We start from the raw sequence: 24,896 nt of genomic DNA on the forward strand, positions 1-24,896 counted from the left end.
ATTATTCTTTAGGAAATGAAACTGTAAATGTAGTTCCCTTTCCAAATTGAGATGTAAAGTTAATACTTCCGTTGAAGGTTTCCACAATATTTTTTACCATAGCTAACCCAAGACCCATGCCACTGGTTTTAGTAGTGAACTTTGGTTCAAATATTTTAGATTTGGTTTCCTCGGTAATACCACTACCATTATCCTCTACAGTAATTTTCACCTCATCGTCTTCAGAGAACACCCTAACATTTATCATAGGATTCTCAATATCGCTAGGTATGGCTTGAATACTGTTTTTAACCAAATTTGTAACTACTCGGATTAACTGGTTTCTATCAAACTTTGCAATAATCTCATCTGATTCAGTTTCAAAAGTAATATAGCCTTCGTTAAAAATATCTAGTGCCAATTTTACTATGCTTACAACATTAAGTTTTTCACTTTTCTGGGCAGGCATTTTAGCAAAATTCGAAAAAGCTGAAGCTATTGAACTCATTGTGTCAATTTGTTGAATCAATGTCTTACTGTATTCATCAACTTTTTGATTAATGTCCTCATCATTTGGGTCAAACTTACGTTGAAAACTCTGAACACTTAAACGCATTGGTGTAAGTGGATTTTTTATTTCATGAGCTACTTGCTTTGCCATTTCGCGCCATGCCTGTTCACGCTCACTAGTGGCCAATTTTACAGCACTTGCTTCCAGCTCATCAATCATACCGTTGTATGAATTTACAAGGGTTTCTATTTCTTCGCTAGAACTTTTAATCTCAATCTTTTTGTTTCGTTTTTCTAAGCGTAATTCATTCATTTTATCACTAATTGTTTTTAGTGATTTAGTTATGTATTTAGATATGAAATAGGCAAAAACAATAGCAGCCAATATCATAGCCAAATAGGCATAACTTAGGCGAAGCAAAAACTCATTTAATTCCCTATTTAGAAAGTCATCATTCTCTAAATAAGGTAGGTTTAAGATGGCTAAATTCTTAAACTTTTCATCCGTGATATATGAATATGACGATTGGAATGTCTGTCCATTTTCTTGAATTTTAACCACATGTCTGTGTTCTACAGTATTGGCTAATGCATTAAGGATTTCTGCATCTATACAAATTTCTGTAGTGTCCCTTTGAATTGTGCGCTTTGAGCTTTTAAGTAATTGCCCTTCGAGATCATAAAGATTTATTTGAAGGTTATGAATTGCATCTATATCAAAAATTTCATCCTTAAAAATCAGAGGTATGTTTTCTGTAGTAACTGGATAGGTGGTTTCCTTAATTGCAAAATTAATACTCTGCCTAATTGCCTTTTCCTTACGCTCTAAACGCTCTTCGTGATAATCTTTAGCCTCTTCATTATATTGGTAAATTGTAACGGCAGCAATTAGAATAGATGCTAATAATACAAGAAGTATCATGGCAACAAATATTCTAGATCTTAAAGAGAGTTTTTTAATCTTCATTAGTGATTATAATGCACTAAATATAGCAATAATCAAGCCAATTATGCGTCTGGGTTTTTTGCTCTGATGTTTTTATAAATTCTAAATCCTAGCATTATTAATATTCCCAAAACCACTAATCCAATAATTCCGAAAATCCAATTAATTGTACTTTTCAAAATAACAAGAAAGACCACTGCAAATAATATAAATGTCGCACCTTCATTCCAGATGCGCATAAAGTTAGAACTCACCTTTACCTCATCTCTTTGCAATTGTTTATAATAGAAATGCGTTTTAAAATGATAAACAAAAAGTAAAGCCACAAAGGTGAGCTTAACATGCATCCAACCTTGTTGAAACCAACTTGGCATTAATATCATCAGCCAAATTGCGAATAAAGTGGATAAAATTGCTGATGGCCAAGTAATAATAAACCAAAGGCGCTTGGCCATAAGTTTAAGTTGTTTCCCCAATATTTCTTTATCTGGAGATGGTTTATGGAATGCTTCTATCTGATATACAAATAAACGCGGTATATAAAACAAACCAGCAAACCAGGTAATGACAAAAATGAGATGTAGTGATTTAATATAATTGTAATACTCCATTTATTAATCTTCAACAAATAAATAGTTTAAATTCAAACCGTTAAACGCTTCATTAAATTCTTTTACCTCACTTTTAATAAGGTCATTAAATGTATTTAACTGTTTTTCTATTTTTCCAGTAAGCTCATTTTTTACAGCTATATCTTGCTCTGTAGGTGCAAAATCTCCCATTCTAACTAAAGAATTGAGGTGTCCTAACTTATTTGTAAGTCTTATTGGAAAGTTTAATGGATCTTGGCCACTTCTGTTTTGTGTCTGGTATAATGCCTTTTCAATATCTGATAATTGCTCTGCCAAGGTTTTTGCTTTTTTAAGCAATTCTACAACATTGTCATCTCCTTTATATTGTTTTTGAAACGCACTTAGTTGTGTATTAATATTTCTAATCTTCTTTATGGATTTGTGTGCTTCATCCATTGTCTTATTGACATCCTTTATAAAATCAAATTGAGTTTGCATATCTTCCAATGTACTCTCAGCACGAGGATCAGCCAGTATTGTGAATGGTTGCGATTGCTCCTCTCCATTAACGTTTAGACTCACTTTATAATTTCCAGGTACCGCTCTTGGTCCTTCTAAACTTGCCCACCATAAGATCATTCCCTTTAATCGCTCAGCGCCATCATAAGTCATATTCCAAACAAATTGATTAGCCCCTTTTTTGACGCTTAACTTGTCTTTTTTACTAGCATTTGAAAATGTTTTAATCGTATCTCCTTTCTTATCAAAATAGGTTAGAGATATTTTATCATCCTCATTTACATCCTTTAAATTAAAATAGGTTATAACACCATTAGGATGGTTTGTCCCAGTAGTCTTACTCCCCTTTCTACTGCCACCACGCATTCTATAAGTATCTTTTGGTTTAAACAAACGATTCCCTTTTACCTCATTATTAAAAAGCTGATGTATAACGGAAAGGTCATCTATCATCCAAAGGCTTCTTCCCTGAGTAGCAACAATAAGGTTATTGTCCTTAATTGTTAAATCTGTGATTGGTACAATTGGTAAATTTAGTTGAAAAGGTTTCCATTCCTTACCGTCATTAAATGAGATATACATTCCTGTTTCAGTTCCTGCATATAATAACCCCTTTTGCTTTGGGTCTTCCCTCAATACCCTTGTAAAGTGTTCTTCATTAATTCCGTTGGTTATTTTCTTCCAAGACTTACCATAGTCAGTTGTTTTATATAAATATGGTGCAAAATCTCCGGTTTTGTACTTTGTACCAGCAACATAGCAAGTTCCCTCATCAAACGCACTTGGTTCAATACTATTAATCATCATCCACTCTGGCATACCTTTTGGCGTAACATTATCCCAAGTCTTACCTCCATCTTGAGTAACATGGATTAAGCCATCATCACTACCTACCCATAACAACCCTTCTTTAAGCGGAGACTCCTGAGCGGCAAAAATAGTACAGTAGTATTCTACCGAAGTATTATCTTGAGTAATAGGTCCACCAGAAGATTTTAGTTTTACAGGATCATTTCTTGTTAAATCAGGACTAATAATATCCCAAGATTGACCTTCGTTTTCTGTAACATGAACGTGTTGTGAGAAAGTATATAATCTATCCGGATTGTGTTTTGAAAATACTATTGGGAAGTTCCACTGAAATCTGTATTTCATTCCTTCAGCTCCATGACCCATAGGATTATCTGGCCAAACATTTACAGCTCTTACGGTACCTGTCTTATGATTCACCCTAGTTAGAAATCCATCATAGCTACCACCATAAACGATATCATTATCTTCAGGATCTACTGCAATATGGGCAGACTCACCTCCAGCCGTGCTTTCCCAGTCATCTTCTGAAATTGATCTACCATCTGTTCTATGAGGTATTCTTATTGTTGAGTTGTCTTGTTGAGCTACATATATTCTATATGGAAAGGCATTATCTGTTGTCACTCTATAGAATTGAGAAGTTGGCTGGTTGTGATATGTACTCCAAGTTTCAGCACCATCGTAAGTAACCTGTGCTCCACCATCATCTCCAATTATCATTCTATTTGGGTCTTCCGGAGCAATCCATAAATCATGGTGATCACCATGTGGCGCTCGATAGTTCCCAAAGGTTCTTCCTCCATCTGTACTCTTATGATAGCTTACGTTTAGTACATAAACGGTATTGACATCTTTGGTGTCAGCGTAAACTCTTGTGTAATACCAAGCACGTTGTCTTAATTTTCGTTCACTATTCACTTGATTCCAAGATTCACCACCATCATCACTTCTATAAAGGCCTCCTTTGTCTTTGTTTTCTACAATTGCCCAAACACGTTGACTGTTTACGGGAGAAACCGTTACTCCTATAATTCCTAAAATACCTTCAGGAAATCCTTTGTTTGTTGAAATCTCAGTCCAAGTTTCACCACTATCTGTACTCTTCCAAAGTGCAGATCCTTCACCTCCCGAACTTAAACTATATGGAGTACGTTGTACCCTCCAGGTTGATGCGTATAAAATTCTAGGATTTGTTGGGTCAATTTGTAAATCTACAACACCTGAATGTGCATTCGAAAACAATACTTTGCGCCAAGATTTTCCACCATCTGTACTTTTATAAACACCTCTCTCCTGTGTTGGCTTATAAATATTACCCATTACACCAGCATACACAATATTATGGTTAGTAGGATGAATTGCAATTCTTGGTATATGCCTTGATTTTTCTAAACCTGATTTCGACCAAGTTTTACCTGCATCAACACTTTTCCATACACCATAGCCAGAAGAAACATTACCTCTAACTGTTTTTTCACCACCTCCGACATAGATAACATTTGGGTCACTTTTAGAAACCGTGATAGATCCTATACTACCGCCAAAATATCCATCTGAAATGTTTTCCCATTGGCGTCCACCATCAGTAGTTTTCCAAATTCCACCACCAGCTGCACCAAAATAATATAGGTTTGGTTGATTGGGAACACCTGTAACAGCCGCACTTCTTCCTCCTCTAAAAGGTCCAACAAGTCTATATTCTAGAGCTGCATAATCAGCTTCTTGAATATTTTGTGATTGAATGTTTAAACTAAAAAATGATAACAGTAAAACTGTAAAAAACGAAGAAAATCTCATTGTAATTAAAAGGTTAGTTATAGAATCCTAAAATTAAGAATTTAATATGATTCTGATTCTTTTGGTAACAAATTTAACGTCACTTCTCTATGTAAAAAATAAGCTGTCACAATTGTAGCAAGTATATCTGATACAGGAAATGCAATCCACACGCCTAACTCACCATAAAAATGAGGCAGAATGAAAATTAAGGGAATAAAGAAAAGGCCTTGTCTTAATAAAGTAAGTAATAATGCTGGTGTTGCCTTACCAATAGCCTGAAAATATGCCGCGCCTATTAATTGAATCGCTATAATTGGAGTTGCAGCAAATACCCATCGCATTGCTGGAGGTGTTTCTACTAATACTGCTTGGTCTTGAGTAAATAAGCTTGTGATAGCTTCAGGAAAAATCATTAAGAAAACAAAAACAATTCCCGCTAGTAAGGCCGCGTATTTTATGGCTGTCATTATTGATTCCCGGACTCGGCTATAATTTTCTGCCCCATAGTTATATCCTGCAATTGGTAAAAATCCTTGAGTAATACCATAAACAGGAAATAAGGCAAACATTAACATTCTACCTACAATTGCGTAGGCTGTCACGGATGTTTCACCACCAAAATCAAACAAAATGTTATTCATCAACAAATACGTAACACTTACCACAGCCTGTCTTGACAAGGTTACAAATCCCAAACTGCCAATTTCTTTAATTATTGGAAAATTCAATTTATAAAAGCAATCTGTTATTTTTAATTCCGAATTCTTAGATAGAAAAAACCAAAGAATAAACGCTAAACAAAGTAAATAAGAACCGGTAGTTGCCCAAGCTGCACCATGCATTCCGAAATCAAATATTCTTATAAGAATATAATCTAAAACCAAATTTCCAATGGAAGGAATCATCATGGCATACATGGCAAATTTGGGTTTGCCTTCTGCTCTGATAACAGTATTACCCATCATACAAAGCGCTAAAAACGGAATACCGTAAAGCACAATAACATAATATACCTTGGCAGGACCAAAAATTGCACCTTTACCACCAAAAGCAGGAATAATACTATCAACAAATAATAAACCTGGGATTACTAATGCGACAGTTAATAATAAAGTGAGCGTTATTTGGTTGCCAAAAGTTGTAAGCGCCTTTTTACGATTATCAGCACCAAGTGCTCTGGAGATAATAGATGACCCTCCAATACCAATTGCCATTCCTAATGCCGCAATAAAAAATGAAACTGGCAATACAACATTAATTGCCGCAATAGCTACAGATCCTATCCAATTACCAACAAAAATGGTATCTACAAGAATATTCAAAGACATCACTAAAATACCAATAGAAGCTGGTACTGCCTGCTTTATTAGTAATTTACCAATGGGTTGATGTCCTAAATCTTGAGAGGTTACTTTAGCCATTAGGCAATTACAGTTTCAGTGGCAATCCACTCCATTGTAATATTAGAAAGTACTTGAGCAAAATCATCTCGTTCGTTTAGGCAAGGAATAACAGTAAATTCTTCTCCACCAACTTCGTGAAATATTTCTTCCCCTTCCATAGCAATTTCTTCAAGGGTTTCTAAACAATCACTAACAAAAGCCGGTGTTACAATAGCCATTTTCTTAATACCCTCTTTACCCATTCGCTCAATGGTGCGGTCCGTATATGGTTTTAACCATGGATCAAAGCCTAATCTAGATTGAAACGTTGTAGAATAAGTTCCGTTCTTTAAGCCTAATTTTTTAGCAACATTTATCGTAGTAATTTCGCATTGATGACGGTAGCAAAACTCATGCTGTAGACTACCCTTTTTAAAACAACACTTGCCATCCATTTTACAATTGCCGTTAGTTACATCACTTTTTCTAATGTGGCGCTCTGGAACACCATGATAACTAAAGAGGATATGTTCATAATCCAAGTCCTCAAGCTTTTCAGCTATACTCGCAGACAGTACATCAATATAATCTTGTCTATTATAAAACGCAGGTGTGCGTGTAATTTTTACTTGCGGAAAATATTTTGAAACAAGTTCATCTACTTTTACGTCAATGGTTTCAGTGGTAGCCATAGCAAACTGAGGATATAATGGAATGGTTTTAATATCTGTGCATCCTTTATCTACTAACTCTTGAAGACCTTTTTTTATAGTCATACTGCCATAGCGCATAGCTAAAGCCACTGGGACATCCAATTGGTTCTGAACTTTTTCTTGAAGTCTTTCTGACAAAACAATTAATGGCGATCCCTCATCCCACCAGATCTTTTTGTATGCCTTTGCTGAAGCTTTTGGCCTTGTGTTTAGAATTATTCCTTTTACCAAAAGAGTACGTGCCCAAAGTGGTACATCAATCACACGTTCGTCCATTAAAAATTCGCCTAAATATCTTTTTACATCCTTAGGATTTGGACTATCTGGCGAACCAAGATTTACTAATAATATTCCTTTTTTCATCTTATTTTTTTGCAATGCAAAAATACAACTCAATTACCCAAAACTAAATGGGTTTTATTGTATTTTAATATTGTTCTATAGATTAATTCTTTTGGCCGTTTGTGCTACTGACATAGCGTTTTGGTGTAGTCCCAAATTTCTTTTTAAACGCTGCAATAAAATGACTGGCTGTACTATAACCAACTTTTAGCCCAACCTCATTTACGTTGAATTCACCAGATTCAAGTAATTTTCGAGCAACTTCCATTTTATAATCAAACAAAAAACCATAAACTGTATCGCCATAAATTTGTTTAAATCCTTCTTTCAATTTTTTAAGGCTTAAATCTACTTCTGTCGCTAAGTCTTTTAGTGTTGGTGGTTCTGCCATTCTTGAAACAACAATGTCCTTTGCTCTTTTTAGTTTTGCTACATTGACTTCATCAACTAAAAAAGGACACTGTTCTACATCTGCATCTTCACTTCTATTAAAATAATGGCTTAATAACTCGTACACTTTACCTTTAAAATATAATGGCTTTACAGATGAATTAAGGTTATAACTAATCATTTGATTTAATACCACGGCCATCGATGGATTTATTTTGCCATCATTGTAATATTTTTTGTCCTTGTTTTCATCAGTTAAAAAAGTAACGTAGTTAGCATCCTTTGAAAATAAATTGTGAAATTTCTCTATAGAAATAACAGCAGAAACAATCCAAGAGTGTGGCTGAAGCTCTACATGTATAGGTAAATTTCGCTGAGGATTGTAAAGTAATAAAGAGGTTTCTTCATTGATATTTAATTTGTAATTGCCTTGATTAAAAACAAATACAGCTAATCCCTTAGTGCAAAAATGAAATTGTAAATAACTACTATCTATCTCGCGTTCAAGAATTTCAACATCGTTATTTTCATTTTTATGCATTAGTACAAAAAAACCATCTTCTAAAAACGTTTCTTCAAAAGTACCTCTAGCGACACTTTTTGAAGACGAAATATTTAAATCCATTTTTCCTATTATTTAGATTCGTTCTAAACAAAAAGTCAAAAAACCCTTTATTCAAGGCAAAAATATGACAATTATCATATTTTTATAAAAAAGAAACTTAAAAACCCACAAACGACATTTAAAGTTCCTCTAGCGTTATTTTTTTGATAGTAACAAAATTATTTTTGCCTTGTTAATTTCCAAGTCAGGTAAACGAGCGAATGCAACAGCAAAAAAGCACACATTTTTATACCATTGGCCTCAGCTATTTAAAAGCTGATGCAGAAGTGCGTGGTCATTTTAGCCTAAGTGATACTGCCAAAAATAATTTGTTGTTACAGGCTAAAGATAGTGGCATTGAAAGTCTTGTTGTTATTTCTACATGCAATAGGACCGAGCTTTACGGTTTTGCGGAGCATCCATATCAGCTTATTCATTTACTTTGTGAAAACACCAAGGGTACTGTAGAAGAATTTCAAGAAGTGGCCTATGTTTATAAAAACAAGGAGGCAATAAACCATATATTTAGAGTGGGTTCTGGTTTAGACAGTCAAATTCTAGGAGATTTTGAAATAATTAGTCAAATAAAGGTTAGTGCTAGACAATCAAAAAAACAAGGATTGTTAAATTCATTTACAGAACGACTAATCAATTCGGTTATACAGGCCAGTAAAAGGATTAAAACAGAGACAGAATTGTCATCAGGTGCGACGTCAGTTTCGTTTGCCTCAGTTCAATATATCATGAATAATGTTCAGGATATTGCTGACAAAAATATCTTGCTTTTTGGTACAGGTAAAATTGGAAGAAACACATGTGAGAATTTAGTTAAGCATACTAAGAACTCTCATATAACTTTAATTAATAGAACTAAAACCAAAGCCGAAGAAGTTGCGGGAAAATTTAATCTTATTGTTAAAGATTATGTGGAGTTACAGTCAGAAATTAATAATTCTGATATCGTAATTGTAGCAACTGGTGCACAAGATCCTACCGTTTTCAAAAACCTTATTTCTACAAATCGTCCGTTATTAATATTGGATTTGTCTATTCCAAAAAACGTTAACGAGGATGTGAAAGATCTTCAAAATGTATCATTGGTTCACATGGATGATTTAGCAAGGATTACAGATGATACTTTAGTAAAACGTAAAGCCTATATTCCTCAGGCAGAGTCTATTATTTCTGAGATCATGGGAGAATTTAACGCTTGGTTAGATACTCTAAAATTTGTCCCTACTATACAGGCAATTAAACATAAATTGACACATCTTAAAAATTCAGAACTAAATTCTCAACGCAAAAAAATTGCTGATTTTAATGAAGATCAAGCGGAATTGATTTCAAATAATATCATTCAAAAGATTACAAATCAGTTTGCACATCACTTACGCGAAGACAACAGTTCATCAGACGAAAGCATTGAGCTTATCAAAAAAATATTCCAGTTAGAAACTACCGATAATGTCTAAAATAATTCGCATTGGCACACGAGATAGTAAACTCGCTATGTGGCAAGCTAAAACCGTACAATCACTTCTTGAAAAACTTGGTCATAAAACGGTATTAGTCCCAATAAAATCAACTGGAGATATTGTTCTAGACAAACCACTTTATGAGCTGGGTATTACAGGCATATTTACCAAAACCTTAGATATTGCTATGCTCAATGAAGATATTGATATCGCAGTACACTCGTTAAAAGATGTACCAACGCAATTACCAAAAGGAATTGTACAAGCAGCAGTTATAAAACGCGGTAATGTCAATGATACACTTGTTTATAAAAACAACGAAGAGTTTCTTTCTGCTAAGGATGCTATTGTTGCCACAGGTAGTTTACGCCGACGTGCACAATGGTTAAATCGATATCCAACACATACCGTTGTTGGGCTTCGTGGTAATGTTAACTCTAGATTAGAAAAACTCGAAAGCAATGACTGGAACGCTGCAATATTTGCAGCGGCTGGTATAGGTAGGCTAAATATTAAGCCTGAAAATGCTATTAATCTTCATTGGATGATTCCGGCACCAGCCCAAGGTGCTGTAATGATAACCGCTTTAGAAAGTGATGAGGAAATCCGAACAATATGCGCTGAAATTAACCATGAGGAAACAGAAATTTGTACAACTATTGAACGAAAGTTCTTAAGACAACTTGAAGGCGGATGCACAGCTCCAATAGGTGCTTTAGCATATATTAAAAATGAGGAGGTAAATTTCAAAGGAATCTTATTAAGTAAAGACGGTTCAAAAAAAATAGAAGTCTCAAAAGTGGTTCCGCTTGGTGAGCATTCAGATATTGGTGAATTTTGTGCCGACTATATAATTGGTAAAGGTGGTAAAACGTTGATGGATCAATTACAGCGTGGTGACAGAAATACCAATATCTACTCTACTAAAAAATTAACGGATGGGCAGTTGCAGTTATTTCATAATAATGTTGTTGCAGATAGTAATGATGCCATAAAAATTAGTCTTAACCGTATTCCTAAAAGTGTAGTCAGAAAAGAGATTGAAAATGTAATTATTACCAGTAAAAATGGTGTAGAAGCCCTACTACATAATTTTGCACCTGCAGAACTTCAATTTAAAAATATCTATTGTGTTGGAAGACGCACAAAGAGAATGATTGAAAAACGCATAGGTAATGTAAAGCATATTGAAGCAAACGCTAAAAAATTAGCCGAACACCTTGTGGAATATATGGAAGGTGCAGAAGTCACTTATTTCTGTAGTGATTTAAGATTAGACGACCTGCCAAATATCTTAGTAGAAAATAATATAACCGTTAATGAAGTAGAGGCTTATCAAACGAAATACAATGCAGATAAGGTTGAGAGCAATCTTGATGGAGTAATGTTTTATAGCCCATCAACCGTTGAAAGCTATTTAAAACAAAACAAGGCTTCTGGTATAGCATTTTGTATCGGTGAAACTACAGCCAAAGTAGCAAATCAATTTTTTGAAGATGTGAGAATAGCGAAAGTCCCTACTGTAGAAAGTGTGATTGAGCTGGTGAATGAAAATTATGTTTAATAACTATGATTAAGAACGATTTATATCTAAGAGCATTAAAAGGTGAAACTGTTGAACGTCCTCCTGTATGGATGATGCGTCAAGCAGGGCGTTATTTGCCTGAATTCATGGAGATAAAGGCTAAATATGACTTCTTTACAAGATGTAGAACACCAGAGCTTGCAAGTGAGATTACTGTTCAGCCTATAAGGAGATATGGTATGGATGCGGCAATTTTATTTAGCGATATTTTGGTTATTCCTCAAGCCATGAACATAGAGGTAGAAATGAAACCAAATTTTGGTCCATATTTACCAAATCCTGTTCGTAATCAAAAAGACGTAGACTATGTCATTATTCCGGATGTAAATGTAGAATTAGACTACGTGATGCAAGCCATTAAGGCTACCAAGGAATTATTGAATAACGAGATTCCTTTAATTGGCTTTGCCGGATCACCTTGGACCATTTTATGCTATTGCGTACAAGGACAGGGCAGTAAAAATTTTGATAAGGCCAAAGAATTTTGTTTTACCAATCCTATAGTGGCACATCAACTGTTACAAAAAATTACTGATACAACAATTGCATATCTAAAGGCAAAAGTAAAGGCAGGATGTGATGCGGTACAGATTTTCGATTCTTGGGGTGGCATGTTATCTCCAGTTGATTATCAAGAATTCTCATGGCAGTACATTAATCAAATTATAGAGGCGTTGAAGGATGACGCTCCTGTTATTGCTTTTGGTAAAGGGTGTTGGTTTGCTCTTGGAGAAATGGCAAAATCCAATGCGTCAGCATTGGGAATAGACTGGACTTGTTCTGCTAGAAATGCACGCTATTTAACAGGTGGCAACATAACACTACAAGGCAATTTTGATCCCACAAGATTATTTTCTCCGCCTTCTGAAATAAAGAAAATGGTTCACCAAATGATTAACGAATTTGGTAAAGACAAATACATTGTAAATTTAGGTCACGGTATATTACCTAATATTCCATTGGATAATGCCAAGGCATTTATTGACGCAGTGAAAGAATATCATGTTTAAAAACATTCTAAAAGGATTAGAAGCTTACTCAGGCACATTTGCACTAATTTCTAAATTGAAATTATGGAAGTACTTTGCTATTCCAATTGTTATAAGCATTGTAACTGCACTTACAATTGGAGTTACTGCATATGGTCTATCGGATAATATTGGTAGATTTATTTCAAGTATTTGGCCATGGGACTTTGGTAAAGAAACATTTACTTCTATATCGACATTTATTGGAGCTATAGTGATAATTGCTATCGGTTTGATTCTGTATAAACATATAATTATGGCGCTCTCTGCACCATTTATGAGTCCCGTTTCAGAAAAAATTGAAACACACCTAACAGGAATTGAAAAGCATCAACACCGCAACACAACTTTCGGACAACAATTATGGAGAGGTATCAGAATTAACCTGAGAAATCTAGGAAAAGAGTTGTTGATTACAATCCCAATCCTAATGTTAAAGTTTATTCCAGTAATTAATATTTTCTCAACAGTTCTTTTATTTTTAGTGCAAGCTTATTATGCTGGTTTCGGTAATATGGACTATACCCTAGAACGTCATTTTAAATATGGTGAAAGTGTTCAGTTTGTTAGAAAATATCGAGGAATTGCTATTGGTAACGGAATAGTATTCATCCTATTGTTATTGGTGCCTGTTGTTGGTATAATTCTGGTTTTACCTTTAAGTGTAACAGCGGCATCACTTAAAACTGTCACCTTGCTCAAGGAAGAAGGAAGGCTGAATAATTCAGAAATTAAAGCTTTATGACAGCACAATTTGATGGTTTTGAAATTAACCCAGTCCATGAAGGTGACGCATGGAAAATTTGCAATTTCATCATTGCGAATACAGACCGTCTTAAACGTTACTTTCCAAAAACTTTGGAGCAAAATCTAACACCGACTTTATCTCAAATTTTTGTTGAGAAAAAAGTTAAACAGTTTCAAAATAGAGAAGAATTTCTGTTTACGATCAAAGAATCAGAAACAAGAGCGTTAGCTGGCTTAATTTACCTCAAAGAATTAAACTGGGAAACCAAGCAAGGAGAATATGCATATTGTATAGGTTATCCCTTTAAAGGCAATGGGCTAATTACAAAAGCTATAAAGGTTTTAAACGAATATGCATTAAATGAACTTCAACTTGAAACCTTACAAATTATAGCAAATAAAGACAACCAATCAAGTATAGATGTAGCCTTAAATAATGATTTTAAATGGCAAAAAACACTTTTAAATGGGTTTACTCCTCCTGGAGAATCGCCATTAGATATGGAGTTGTATGAATTATATAAAAACTAGGTTTTGAAGGATAAATTTTTCAATTACATACATGAATTACAAGATACGATTACCTCAAAACTTGAGGCAATTGACGGTAAAGCGACTTTTCAAGAAGATATTTGGAAACGACCAGAAGGTGGTGGTGGACGAACACGTGTAATCCAAAACGGTAATGTCTTCGAAAAAGGCGGTGTGAATATTTCTGGCGTACACGGAAAACTGCCAGACAGCATGCAAGCCTATTTTGGGGTTGAAGATGCTGATTTTTTTGCCTGTGGACTTAGTTTAGTTCTGCATCCTAAAAATCCAATGGTTCCAACGGTGCATGCTAATTGGAGGTATTTTGAAATGTACAACAAAAATGGAGAAATTGTAGATCAATGGTTTGGAGGTGGTCAAGATTTAACACCATATTATTTGTTTGAAGAAGATGGTAGGCATTTTCATAATGTATGTAAATCAGTATGCGATAAACATAGCTTAGAATTCTACCCGAAATACAAGAAACGTTGCGATGAATACTTTTACAACTCGCATCGTAGTGAAGCACGTGGTATAGGTGGTTTGTTCTTCGACTATTGCAAAAAGTCAGAATCAATGGCCATGCAAAATTGGTATGATTTTGTAACTGATGTTGGAGATAGTTTCCTTGAAGCCTATGTGCCAATTGTAGAAAAACGAAAGGAACTTGATTATTCCAAAGAACAACGTAATTGGCAAGAAATAAGACGTGGTCGCTATGTTGAGTTTAATTTAGTCCACGATAAAGGCACCTTGTTTGGTTTAAAAACCAATGGTCGCATTGAAAGTATACTTATGAGTTTACCACCGCATGTGCAGTGGGTTTATGATCACCATCCTGCTGAAGGAAGTGAAGAAGAAAAATTAATTAAGGTATTGCAAGAACCTAAAAACTGGATATAATTATGTTTCCAATTAGAAGAAATAGAAGGTTAAGAACAACTGAGGCTATCAGAAGTCTAGTTAGAGAAACCATTATCTCGCCCAATGATTTTTTAGTTCCATTGTTTGTGGTTGAAGGTCAAGGAATAAAAGAAGAAATTGCGTCCATGCCAAATTACTATCGATATAGTTTAGATCTGTTGCAAGATGAAATAAAAACATTATGGAGCTTGGGATTAAAATCCGTATTGCTTTTTGTTAAAGTTGACGACGCTTTAAAAGACAACAAAGGAACTGAAGCGTTAAATCCAAATGGCTTAATGCAACGAGCTATAAAAACCGTAAAGTCAGTTTGCCCAGACATGTTGGTGATGACAGATGTAGCTCTCGATCCTTTTTCTTCCTATGGCCATGATGGTATTATTGAACATGGAAAAATTGTAAACGATGCCACTGTAGAAGTTTTAGCGGAAATGAGTATTTCACATGCCGAAGCTGGAGCTGATTTTGTGGCACCAAGTGATATGATGGATGGTCGTATCCTCGGAATACGTGAAGGGCTAGACCAATCAAACTTTATTGATGTTGGCATAATGAGTTACTCTGCCAAATATGCATCATCATTTTATGGCCCATTTAGAGACGCTTTGGATTCAGCACCTGTTGATCTTCAAAATATCCCAAAAGACAAGAAAACTTATCAAATGGATTTTGCCAACAGAGATGAGGCAATCAGAGAGACTGAAATGGACATAAACGAAGGTGCTGATATCGTGATGGTGAAACCAGGTTTGTGCTATTTAGATATTGTGAGAGATATCAGAAATTCGTTCGACATACCAATTGCAGTTTATCAAGTTTCGGGTGAATACGCCATGTTAAAAGCAGCTTCAGAAAAAGGATGGTTAGATCATGATAGTGTTATGCTAGAGCAAGTCACATCTATTAAACGTGCAGGAGCAGATATTGTAGCAAGTTATTTTGCAAAAGATGTAGTAAAATTGATTTCGTAAATTAGCACCAACTAAATGACTATACCTTAATGGGCTTACTTATATTTTACGCCATAATTTCTATTTTCTTTTCATTCTTATGCTCCATATTAGAGGCTGTGCTTTTAAGTATTACACCGACCTTTATTAATGTAAAAAAGAAAGAGGGTAAAGCATATGCAGATTCTTTAGAAGAATTAAAAAAAGATGTAGATCGACCTTTAATTGCAATTTTAACTTTAAATACTATTGCGCATACCGTTGGTGCTATTTTAGTAGGTGTACAAGCAAAAGTAGCTTATGCGGAATTATATGGTACAACAACAAGAAGTATTCTGGGAATAGAATTTACAGAAGATGTCATGGTTGGAGTAGTATCTACTGTGATGACTATTTTAATACTAGTAGCTTCTGAAATTATTCCAAAAACCATTGGTGCCACTTATTGGAAACAACTTGCCAATTTCACATCCAAAGCTTTAAATGTTTTAATTTTTCCACTGAAGTGGACTGGGATTTTATGGTTGCTACAATTAACAACTAAATTAATTGGAGGTAAGGGTCATGGGAGTGTTTTAAGTAGAGAAGGATTTGTTGCTATGGCTGATATTGCACAAGAAGAAGGTGTTTTTGAGGAAAGTGAAAGTAAAGTAATTAAAAATTTATTGACGTTTAAGGAGGTGCGTGCTAAGGACGTAATGACGCCTAGAACGGTTATGAAAACCGAAAATGAAAGTACGAGTATAGAAGCATTCTTTGAAGTAAATCAGAATATTAGATTTTCTAGAATTCCTGTTTATACAGAAGAAGCAGATAATATTACAGGTTTGGTTTTAAAAGATGAGGTGTTTAAAGAAATGGCCTTAGGAAATGGCACTAAACCTTTATCGGAAATTAAGAGGAATATAATCATAGTTAATCGAAGTATGCCTATTCCTACGTTGTTTGAACAGCTAGTTGAAAGCAGAAACCATATGGCGCTTGTCGTAGACGAATATGGCTCTGTAAGTGGTTTGGTTACCATGGAAGACGTCATTGAAACACTTCTCGGTCTTGAAATTATGGATGAGAGTGACAATGTATCTGACCTTCAATTACTGGCTAGAAAAAGTTGGGAGACAAGAGCGAAACGTCTTGGGCTAATTGAAAATGATAATTTAAAAAAATAATGCCTAGCTGTATTATTGAAACACCAATTGGTTTTGCCAATATTATTGGTGATAAAAATGGAATTTCTTCTGTTATGTTAACTTCACAAAAAGTAAAATCAGATAGTATCCCAGAAGAATTATTAGATTGTGTAACTCAACTGAGGGCTTATTTTAACGAAGATTTAAAATCTTTCAATTTAAATCTTAATCCAAAAGGAACAGTATTTCAAAAATCAGTATGGAAACAGCTTCAAACCATACCCTATGGCAAGACTATTTCTTACTTAGAATTATCAAAACAGCTAGGCGATGTTAAAGCTATCAGAGCTATTGCAAATGCAAATGGGAAAAATCCGCTTTGGATAATCATTCCATGCCACAGAGTCATTGGATCTGATGGAAGTTTAACAGGGTATGCAGGAGGTCTCTATAAAAACAATGGCTCATAAACCATGAGAGTAACAACAAACAGCAAAGTTTATTTTAATGTATAAGTCTGGAACAGAACTTTTAAAAAAGTACTTTAAAGTATCTACGATATATAAATACGGGTTCAATTGGTCACCCATGTATAGACGAACCACGGCTAAAATTGTAGACGTGAGTGAAGATTTGTTATATATAAAAATAAGACTCAAATTAAATTGGAAAAACCGCAATTATGCAGGTACCATGTTTGGTGGAAGCATGTTGGCAGCAACAGACCCAATTTATATGATTCAACTATTGCAAATACTTGGTGATCAATATATTGTTTGGGACAAAGCTGTTGATGCTAAATATAAAAAACCTGGCAAAGGAACTATTTACGGTGAATTTATATTTACCAAAGAGGAGATTGATAGCATCAAAAAAACTGTACATGAAAAAAATCAAATGGATCTCACTAAAACTATGAGTTTAGTAGATGCCGAAAAGAATATAATTGCAACATTCAATAAAACCCTATACATTGCAGACAAAGACTTTTATAAGAAAAAACTTAAAAGTCGAAAACAATAACTCTAAGCTTTTTCAAACATGAAATTTCTAAAAAAGTCTCTTAAATTCTTACTTATACTTTTAGTTGTTGTCGTTGGGCTACTCTATATCACTGATACGGATTATCTTTTAAAAGCAGTCCGTACTATATACATGAGAGGCCATACAACTGCCTATTTAGAAGATTACAAACATTTTGATAATCAAAAAATTGAAGCAAGCGATAATCCCCAACCATGGTCAAATCACAAGGATTACAACAGTGCCAAACCAACTAAAAGGCTTATAAATGCTAATAAAGATTGGGGAACAATTGCTTATGTAATCATAAAAAATGATAGCATATGGTTTGAAGAATATTATGATGGTTTTGGCGAAGATTCTAAATCCAATTCATTTTCTATGGCAAAAAGTTATGTCTCTGGTTTAATGGGTAAAGCGATTCAAGATGGTTATATAATAAGCTTGGATCAGCCTGTTTGCGATTTCCTTCCTGCTTTTTGTGAGGGTGATGCGGCAAAGATGACCGTTGGTGATTTATCTAGCATGGCCTCTGGCACTAATTGGGACGAAGCCTATTACTCGCCATTATCTATTACAACACGCGCTTATTTCGATGATGATCTGGCCAAGGTAATGAATGGTTTAAAAATGGAAAAAGAACCTGGTAAAGCCTTTAAATATGCAAGTGGTGACACCCAGATGCTTGCAATGGTAATTGAAGAGGCTACTGGTAAAAAACTTTATAATTATTTAGAAGAGAGCTTTTGGAAACCTCTAGGTAGTGAGAATGATGTGCTATGGCAAGTAGATAGTGAGGATCATGATTTAGTAAAAGCCTATTGTTGCATAGCTGGTAATGCAAAAGATTTTGCGCGTTTTGGTAAGCTTTACAAAGACCATGGGAAATGGAATGGCCAACAAATCTTAGATTCTAGTTTTGTAGTAAAATCAATTACACCAAGATTTTCGGAAAGTCCAGAGTATGGTTATGGTTGGTGGCTTAAAGATGTAAATGGTAAAAACTTTAAAATGATGAGAGGGCATTTAGGACAATATGTTATTGTACAGCCTGAAGATAATATCATTATTGTTAGATTAGGTCATCAAAAGTCACCAGATAGTGGTATTGGTCAGTTTACTAAAGACATTACATTATACATAGAGGAAGCTTATAAAATGCTTGATTTATGATTAGTAAACTAAATCTAGAAAACATATTATTCCTAGATATTGAAACAGTTCCTGAGACTGAAAACTACGCTGATTTAGATCCAACAAAACAAGAGTTATGGGAAACTAAGTCACGATATCAACGAAAAGAAGAATATACAGCAGAGGAATTCTATGATAGGGCTGGTATATGGGCTGAATTTGGTAAAATCATTTGTATATCTGTTGGGTATTTTAAACTAGAAGGTGAAATTAGGACATTTAGAGTAACTTCATTTTATGATGATGAAATAAAAATATTGAAGGATTTTAAAGATCTGGTAATTTCACATTTTAGTCAAAATAAACATCTGCTATGTGCTCATAATGGTAAAGAATTCGATTTTCCATATATAGCACGCCGTATGATAATTCATAATATAGAATTGCCATACAAACTTAACTTGTTCGGCAAAAAACCATGGGAAGTACCTCATTTAGATACACTTGAGTTGTGGAAATTTGGTGATTATAAAACTTATACCTCTCTTAAGCTTTTAACCAATGTTTTAGGCATTCCTTCTCCAAAGGATGATATTGATGGTAGTGAAGTCTATCGTGTTTATTACCAAGAAGAAAATATAGATAGAATTATAAAATACTGTGAGAAAGATACTGTTGCAGTAGCTCAAATCTTATTAAGGCTTAGAGGTGATGAACTACTTCATGAAAATGAAATAAAACATATATAAAAAACCCAGAAGTGAATCTTCTGGGTTTTTTATTGGATTATTATTTATTAGTTCTTAATAAACTTCTTTGTTATTATTTCATCACCGTCATTAACTTTAATGAAATATACACCTCCATCTAATTTCGAAACATTTATTGAACCATCGGACTTACCTTTAAGCACTGTCTTGCCAACTATATCAATAATTGAATAACCAAAGGTCTCTACTCCAGAAACTTCAACATTCATTATGTTCCCCTTAACTGGGTTAGGATAAATTGAGATTTCAAATTCAGATAATTCTTCTGGTTCTCCATATCCAACAATGTCAAGTTTATCTTTTTGACCTCTTGAACCACTTGAAATACCTGTAATAGTGACTTGATCTATGAAAATCTGATCGTTATTACCAGATGCATCATTTTGGAATCTAAATCCTGAATTTACGGCAAAATTATACTGTGCTGGTGTTATGGTAACAGTAGCATTGTAGAAGGTGTTATTGTTAATGTCAACACCTCTCGTCCAAGTTTGCACAGTACTCCAAGTAGACCCATCAAAGAATCTTAACCAGAAGTCCTCCCCATTTTCCATACTTAAAACATAGAAATAGAAATCTACTTCCACTGATGTATATGGCGTTACATCTATATTGTTTAGCGACATTGCTGAGGCTACTCCCGAATTATCTCTAATTCTAATAGAGTATTGTCCTTCATAAGATCTTGCTGCATCAAGACGTCTTGCACAATCACTACCACCATCTATCCAGTTATCCCATCCGGTTTCAAAGTAACCTTCATTTAACACAACGTCTGAAGTACTACATGGTGCACATGAAGAACCACCACAATCAACTCCTGTTTCATCTCCATTTTGGATTCCGTCATTACAAGTTGGTGCAACAGGTTCTAATAGTTCTACATCGTCAATAGCAATATCTGCTTGCCAAGTACTACCTACAAAACGATTAAATCTTAATTGAATATTACCGCCAGCATATGTAGTTAAATCAATACTTACATCCAACCACTGGTTTCCTTGATTCCCTGTTTGACTCCAAAGTGTCGTCCAGTTTGCACCATCATCATCAGAAACTTCAAGTGCTATAGAGCCCATATCAGCGGCACCAAACATATGGTAACTGAAATTAAACTCCGGAGTAGTTAAAGCTCCCAAATCAAAACATGGTGATGTAATTATTGCTCTCTTATTAGGATATCCTGTTCCATTGCCTGAAGCTTCAACATAAATATAATCTGAACCTTCAACTGCACTTGAAGGCCCTGTGCCAGTAGAAGGTGTTCCTCCTGCGTCAACAGTCCAATTCAAATCATCTGCAGTAGATTGTGTCCAAGCACCTATCGAACCTTCAAATCCTTCTGTATATGGATAAGTAGTGATACCTCCTGAACATCCTGTAGATGGTTCAGAAACATTCACAGTTCTTATAACTTCAGTTGCAGCGTTGCCAGCATTATCGCTTACGTTATAAGCAATTTGATAAGTTCCAGCTGTGTTTGTATCCACACTACCTGTAATAACAATACTAGATGTTAAATCTCCATCAATATTATCTGTAGCTGTGGCACCTTGCTCAGTATAAGTGTCACCTACTAATAAGTTAATAGTTGAAGCGCCTACCAAATTAATGACTGGTGGTGTTGTATCTGCAGCTACATTAACTGTTCTAGTAACTTGAGTAGCCGCGTTTCCTGAAGAGTCACTTACATTATAATTTACAAAATATGTACCTGCCACTGCTGTATTAACAGTTCCTGTAATTACAATATTTGCACTAATATCTCCGTCTAAATTATCAGTAGCTGTAGCTCCTTGTTCTGTATACGTATCGCCAATATTTAAATTTATTGGATTTGCTCCTATTAAAGTAATTACAGGTGGTGTGGTATCTGGATTAACATTAACCGTTCTAGTAACTTCTGTTGCAGCATTTCCAGCAACATCACTTACATTATATGTAATTACATAAGATCCAACAATGTTGGTGTCTACTGTATCACCGCCTACAACAATACTTGAGGTTAGGTCACCATCTACATTATCTGATGCAGTAGCACCTTGATCCGTATAAGAATCACCTAATTCTAAATTTATTGTTGATGCTCCAATTAATGTAATTACTGGTGGCGTCGTATCTGCAATCACATTAACTGTTCTTGTAACTTCTGTAGCCGCATTACCAGCGGCGTCACTTACATTATAGGTAACAACATAAGTACCTGCAATATTGGTATTAACAGTATCGCCGCCAATTACAATACTCGATGTTAAGTCACCATCTACATTATCAGTAGCCGTTGCACCCAATTCCGTATAAGTATCACCAACATTTAAATTAACATTAGAAGAACCATTTAAAGTAATAACAGGTGCCTCTGTATCTGGTCCATTACCTTCAATAATTATTGTATAATCTTCAACTTCACCATAAGTGAAACTATCACAAGGACCTGGTACTTGATTATAACGCATTGTTACACGCATTCTTGTGGAATTTTCTACAGCACCCGATGGTACAGTAAAACTTCCACTAACAGAATTGGCTTGCGTATTACCTTGAGTAAATACTTGCTCACCAGCATCAGTAAAATCTCCATCTCTATTATAATCAATCCATACACCATAAGCTTCGTTATACACTGTTCCTGTCCATGTTGGTGTTATGGTAATAGTATATTGAGTATCTTTTGTGAGTGTGGTTGATATATTTGTAAAATCTGAATAGAATTGAGGTCCGGACGAATTATCAATTGTGTTCAATTGTACACGACTAATATATTCATCATTTGTATTTGTACTTGCCGAGTTACAGTAATTCAATTGTACGTCTGTAGTAGTGAAATTTACTAAACCACTGTAAGCTGAAGTTGCTCCACCAGTACATGTACTTCTTACTTGAGCTTCATATTGTGTCAATGCAGTCAGACCTGATAATGAAGAAGAGATTCCTGTAACTGATTCAGTAGTCCAAGTAGATGTCCCTACTTCTCTATACCTTAAATCATAACTTGCACCAGGTACAGCATCCCAACTTAACGTAGCTGTTGTAGTTGCAACATTTGATGCTGCTAATCCGGTAGGTACGGTTGCATTACAGACAACTGGTGGACCAATTGTAAAGTTGGTGTTAGAAATATCGAAAAAGATATTATTTGCACCTTTTACCATAACTCTGTTCTGATTCCCTTGATTGTTAGGAACTACAATATCATGAGAACCATCGTTTGGTACTCCTGTAGCAAGTGCAATAGGATATGTGTCACCTCCATCTGTTGATAAAAATATATCAACATTAGCCGCATTTACGCCATTACCGGTTGTTCCGGCAACATCCCATGTCACGGTTTTGGTTGTTCCAGCATCCCATGTTACATTAGTATTTGGTGAGTTAAGAACAAATGGGCCAGCGTTTGCAGTTACTGAAACTACCACATCATCGCTATTATTTGTTCCACCTCCAGCTTGGTTATCTCTAACTGTAAGTCGGAATGTTAAACTTCTTGAAACATTTGGTACAGCTTCCCATTGCCAAGACGTAGCTCCTGTTTTCACAGTCGATAATCTTGGGAAATAACGTTTTGTATCTGTTGTTGGATTAAAAGATCTAAAAGCAGTACCTGATGTGTTATTCACGCTAGGGTTTGTTGTGGTAGGTGAACCAACATCAAATTGTTCCCAACAATATGTGAGTACGTCACCTGTATCTGCATCTGTGGCGCTTCCATCTAATACAAAGGGTGTCCCAGCTGGAATAGTATGATTAGGTCCTGCATTTACAACAGGGACAGCATTACCTGTATTGGTATTTGTTTGACAAGACGTTGTTTTGATATAATCTGTTATTTGTTGTACTGAAGCAGCATGGAAATAAGGGTCACTATTAGATTGTACATCAGTTGCGCCTGTAATACCTGCATAACCCATTATGGTCGAACCACTACCTGGCTCCATTTGAGCACCAGTTCCCTCATTGCTGAAAGTAAACGTATGGTTTCCACCAAATTGGTGGCCCATTTCATGTGCTACATAATCAACATCAAAAGGATCTCCCTCGGGAGTCGTTAAAGAAGTCCATCCACTACCCTTTTGACCATTAACACATACACAACCTATACAACCCGCATTACCATTATTTTGAAGGTTTGCAAATAAGTGACCTATATCATAGTTAGCTTCTCCTATAACACTTGTTAAAGTATTTTGTAGTTGAGAATTATAGTTACTAGTAGTATTTCCATAGGGATCACTTGAAGTGCTGGTATAAATAACATCATCAGTATTTGCAATTAAAACCATAGTGACATTAAAATCAGTCTCATAGATCCCATTTACACGAGTCATAGTAGTATTAATTGCCGCAAGCGCTTGCGCTTTTGTCCCACCATGATATTGGGTATACTCTCCAGTAGCTGAAACCACCAATCTATATGTTCTTAAAATGGAATCGTCTGCATTTTTCATTACTGCACCAGAACTTATAGAGTTATTTAGACGTTCTGTTACTTGGCATTCAAAATCATTATTAAAATCAATTCTATTTCGTCTATTAAAAACGATATAGTTGTTTGAGTTACGATCTACAGGTTCAATAAAGGTACTTGGACCGTTACCTGACAAGATCATACCATTAAATCCTTGTGGTGTAAGGCTAAATCGTATCCTTGATGATGCGTCATCAACTCCTTGACCTACATAAGACCTTATATCAGGATATCTTGACTGTAAATCAGGATCCATAACTGAGGCCTCCATGATTGCAAATCGCTCTAATTTGCCTTCAGAATTTGGAAAGGATAATACAACATTTGAACTATTACGAGAATAATTCCTATCTGGTGCATTAACCAATGCTTGCCTTAAGGACTGAGCATCTAAACTAAAAGTTTGATAAGATTTTAATGATTGATGACTTGATTTTGTGATCGTGTTTGAGCTTAAATTCTGTTGTTGCCAAAACACCTTTGATTGTGACCACACGAGGGAGGTACTCATCGCGAAGATGAATAAAAGTAATTTTACTTTCATAATGGTTAGGGTTTATAAATTTATTAATAGCATTCCGT

Annotated in this window: 18 protein-coding genes and 1 pseudogene; 12 read left to right on the forward strand and 7 right to left on the reverse strand. The window is 35.0% G+C overall.

Going from position 1 to position 24,896, the window contains the following annotated elements; genetic code table 11:
• Position 1 precedes the first annotated feature (1 nt).
• From LBV24_RS03665 to LBV24_RS03690, 6 genes are all read right to left on the reverse strand, one after another.
• Entirely contained in the window at positions 2-1,456 is a 1,455-nt protein-coding gene (locus LBV24_RS03665; RefSeq protein ID WP_224477243.1) for a sensor histidine kinase, read from the reverse strand.
• 41 nt (positions 1,457-1,497) lie between these two features.
• The gene (locus tag LBV24_RS03670) at positions 1,498-2,046 is read right to left on the reverse strand and encodes a CopD family protein (protein WP_224477244.1); all 549 of its coding nucleotides are present in this window, start codon (positions 2,044-2,046) and stop codon (positions 1,498-1,500) included.
• A 3-nt stretch (positions 2,047-2,049) separates the two neighbouring features.
• On the reverse strand, positions 2,050-5,136 hold the full coding sequence (locus LBV24_RS03675; protein WP_224477245.1) for a WD40/YVTN/BNR-like repeat-containing protein: 3,087 nt from the start codon (positions 5,134-5,136) through the stop codon (positions 2,050-2,052).
• A gap of 41 nt (positions 5,137-5,177) precedes the next feature.
• Complete coding sequence (locus LBV24_RS03680) at positions 5,178-6,539, reverse strand: MATE family efflux transporter (protein ID WP_224477246.1); 1,362 nt, start codon at positions 6,537-6,539, stop codon at positions 5,178-5,180.
• The gene (gene hemH, locus LBV24_RS03685; RefSeq protein WP_224477247.1) at positions 6,539-7,576 is read right to left on the reverse strand and encodes a ferrochelatase; all 1,038 of its coding nucleotides are present in this window, start codon (positions 7,574-7,576) and stop codon (positions 6,539-6,541) included. The genes LBV24_RS03680 and hemH overlap by 1 nt, the downstream gene beginning before the upstream one ends.
• Before the next feature lie 82 nt (positions 7,577-7,658).
• Complete coding sequence (locus tag LBV24_RS03690) at positions 7,659-8,570, reverse strand: helix-turn-helix transcriptional regulator (protein WP_224477248.1); 912 nt, start codon at positions 8,568-8,570, stop codon at positions 7,659-7,661.
• Between the two features lie 200 nt (positions 8,571-8,770).
• Here LBV24_RS03690 and hemA point away from each other — a divergent pair, with 200 nt between their 5' ends.
• From hemA to LBV24_RS03750, 12 genes and pseudogenes are all read left to right on the forward strand, one after another.
• Positions 8,771-10,021 carry a glutamyl-tRNA reductase gene (gene hemA / locus LBV24_RS03695; protein ID WP_224477249.1) on the forward strand — a complete coding sequence of 417 codons (1,251 nt, stop codon included), beginning with the start codon at positions 8,771-8,773 and terminating at the stop codon, positions 10,019-10,021.
• The gene (gene hemC / locus LBV24_RS03700) at positions 10,014-11,588 is read left to right on the forward strand and encodes a hydroxymethylbilane synthase (protein ID WP_224477250.1); all 1,575 of its coding nucleotides are present in this window, start codon (positions 10,014-10,016) and stop codon (positions 11,586-11,588) included. The genes hemA and hemC overlap by 8 nt, the downstream gene beginning before the upstream one ends.
• Before the next feature lie 5 nt (positions 11,589-11,593).
• Complete coding sequence (gene hemE, locus LBV24_RS03705; RefSeq protein ID WP_224477251.1) at positions 11,594-12,619, forward strand: uroporphyrinogen decarboxylase; 1,026 nt, start codon at positions 11,594-11,596, stop codon at positions 12,617-12,619.
• Positions 12,612-13,382 carry an EI24 domain-containing protein gene (locus LBV24_RS03710; RefSeq protein WP_224477252.1) on the forward strand — a complete coding sequence of 257 codons (771 nt, stop codon included), beginning with the start codon at positions 12,612-12,614 and terminating at the stop codon, positions 13,380-13,382. The genes hemE and LBV24_RS03710 overlap by 8 nt, the downstream gene beginning before the upstream one ends.
• On the forward strand, positions 13,379-13,915 hold the full coding sequence (locus LBV24_RS03715) for a GNAT family N-acetyltransferase (RefSeq protein ID WP_224477253.1): 537 nt from the start codon (positions 13,379-13,381) through the stop codon (positions 13,913-13,915). The genes LBV24_RS03710 and LBV24_RS03715 overlap by 4 nt, the downstream gene beginning before the upstream one ends.
• A 3-nt stretch (positions 13,916-13,918) precedes the next feature.
• Positions 13,919-14,821: an oxygen-dependent coproporphyrinogen oxidase gene (gene hemF / locus LBV24_RS03720; RefSeq protein WP_224477254.1), complete on the forward strand. Its 903-nt coding sequence runs from the start codon at positions 13,919-13,921 to the stop codon at positions 14,819-14,821.
• A 2-nt stretch (positions 14,822-14,823) separates the two neighbouring features.
• Entirely contained in the window at positions 14,824-15,813 is a 990-nt protein-coding gene (hemB, locus tag LBV24_RS03725; RefSeq protein WP_224477255.1) for a porphobilinogen synthase, read from the forward strand.
• 29 nt (positions 15,814-15,842) lie between these two features.
• Entirely contained in the window at positions 15,843-16,961 is a 1,119-nt protein-coding gene (locus LBV24_RS03730; RefSeq protein WP_224477256.1) for a CNNM domain-containing protein, read from the forward strand.
• A pseudogene (locus LBV24_RS03735) lies at positions 16,961-17,430 on the forward strand (methylated-DNA--[protein]-cysteine S-methyltransferase). Before LBV24_RS03730 ends, LBV24_RS03735 begins: the two are co-directional and overlap by 1 nt.
• Positions 17,430-17,945 carry a PaaI family thioesterase gene (locus LBV24_RS03740; protein ID WP_224477257.1) on the forward strand — a complete coding sequence of 172 codons (516 nt, stop codon included), beginning with the start codon at positions 17,430-17,432 and terminating at the stop codon, positions 17,943-17,945. The pseudogene LBV24_RS03735 and the gene LBV24_RS03740 overlap by 1 nt, the downstream one beginning before the upstream one ends.
• A gap of 18 nt (positions 17,946-17,963) precedes the next feature.
• Positions 17,964-19,118: a serine hydrolase domain-containing protein gene (locus LBV24_RS03745; protein WP_224477258.1), complete on the forward strand. Its 1,155-nt coding sequence runs from the start codon at positions 17,964-17,966 to the stop codon at positions 19,116-19,118.
• Positions 19,115-19,828, forward strand: coding sequence for a 3'-5' exonuclease (locus LBV24_RS03750; protein WP_224477259.1), 714 nt, complete (start codon positions 19,115-19,117; stop codon positions 19,826-19,828). The genes LBV24_RS03745 and LBV24_RS03750 overlap by 4 nt, the downstream gene beginning before the upstream one ends.
• A gap of 47 nt (positions 19,829-19,875) precedes the next feature.
• On the opposite strand, the gene LBV24_RS03755 is transcribed toward LBV24_RS03750, so the two are convergent.
• A complete protein-coding gene (locus LBV24_RS03755; RefSeq protein WP_224477260.1) occupies positions 19,876-24,858 on the reverse strand; it encodes an immunoglobulin-like domain-containing protein in 4,983 nt (1,660 codons plus the stop codon).
• Between the last annotated feature and the right edge of the window lie 38 nt (positions 24,859-24,896).

The sequence above is a fragment of the Winogradskyella vincentii genome (assembly GCF_020166345.1).
In the GTDB taxonomy this organism is placed as follows: Bacteria; Bacteroidota; Bacteroidia; order Flavobacteriales; family Flavobacteriaceae; genus Winogradskyella; species Winogradskyella vincentii.

Coding starts and splice junctions, on each gene's coding strand:
- LBV24_RS03665 (WP_224477243.1), bottom strand. CDS start 1,456: ATGAAGATTAAAAAACTCTCTTTAAGATCTAGAATATTTGTTGCCATG.
- LBV24_RS03730 (WP_224477256.1), top strand. CDS start 15,843: ATGGGCTTACTTATATTTTACGCCATAATTTCTATTTTCTTTTCATTC.
- LBV24_RS03680 (WP_224477246.1), bottom strand. CDS start 6,539: ATGGCTAAAGTAACCTCTCAAGATTTAGGACATCAACCCATTGGTAAA.
- LBV24_RS03745 (WP_224477258.1), top strand. CDS start 17,964: ATGAAATTTCTAAAAAAGTCTCTTAAATTCTTACTTATACTTTTAGTT.
- LBV24_RS03710 (WP_224477252.1), top strand. CDS start 12,612: ATGTTTAAAAACATTCTAAAAGGATTAGAAGCTTACTCAGGCACATTT.
- LBV24_RS03690 (WP_224477248.1), bottom strand. CDS start 8,570: ATGGATTTAAATATTTCGTCTTCAAAAAGTGTCGCTAGAGGTACTTTT.
- hemE (WP_224477251.1), top strand. CDS start 11,594: ATGATTAAGAACGATTTATATCTAAGAGCATTAAAAGGTGAAACTGTT.
- LBV24_RS03675 (WP_224477245.1), bottom strand. CDS start 5,136: ATGAGATTTTCTTCGTTTTTTACAGTTTTACTGTTATCATTTTTTAGT.
- hemH (WP_224477247.1), bottom strand. CDS start 7,576: ATGAAAAAAGGAATATTATTAGTAAATCTTGGTTCGCCAGATAGTCCA.
- LBV24_RS03670 (WP_224477244.1), bottom strand. CDS start 2,046: ATGGAGTATTACAATTATATTAAATCACTACATCTCATTTTTGTCATT.
- LBV24_RS03755 (WP_224477260.1), bottom strand. CDS start 24,858: ATGAAAGTAAAATTACTTTTATTCATCTTCGCGATGAGTACCTCCCTC.
- hemC (WP_224477250.1), top strand. CDS start 10,014: ATGTCTAAAATAATTCGCATTGGCACACGAGATAGTAAACTCGCTATG.
- LBV24_RS03740 (WP_224477257.1), top strand. CDS start 17,430: ATGTATAAGTCTGGAACAGAACTTTTAAAAAAGTACTTTAAAGTATCT.
- LBV24_RS03715 (WP_224477253.1), top strand. CDS start 13,379: ATGACAGCACAATTTGATGGTTTTGAAATTAACCCAGTCCATGAAGGT.
- hemB (WP_224477255.1), top strand. CDS start 14,824: ATGTTTCCAATTAGAAGAAATAGAAGGTTAAGAACAACTGAGGCTATC.
- hemA (WP_224477249.1), top strand. CDS start 8,771: ATGCAACAGCAAAAAAGCACACATTTTTATACCATTGGCCTCAGCTAT.
- LBV24_RS03750 (WP_224477259.1), top strand. CDS start 19,115: ATGATTAGTAAACTAAATCTAGAAAACATATTATTCCTAGATATTGAA.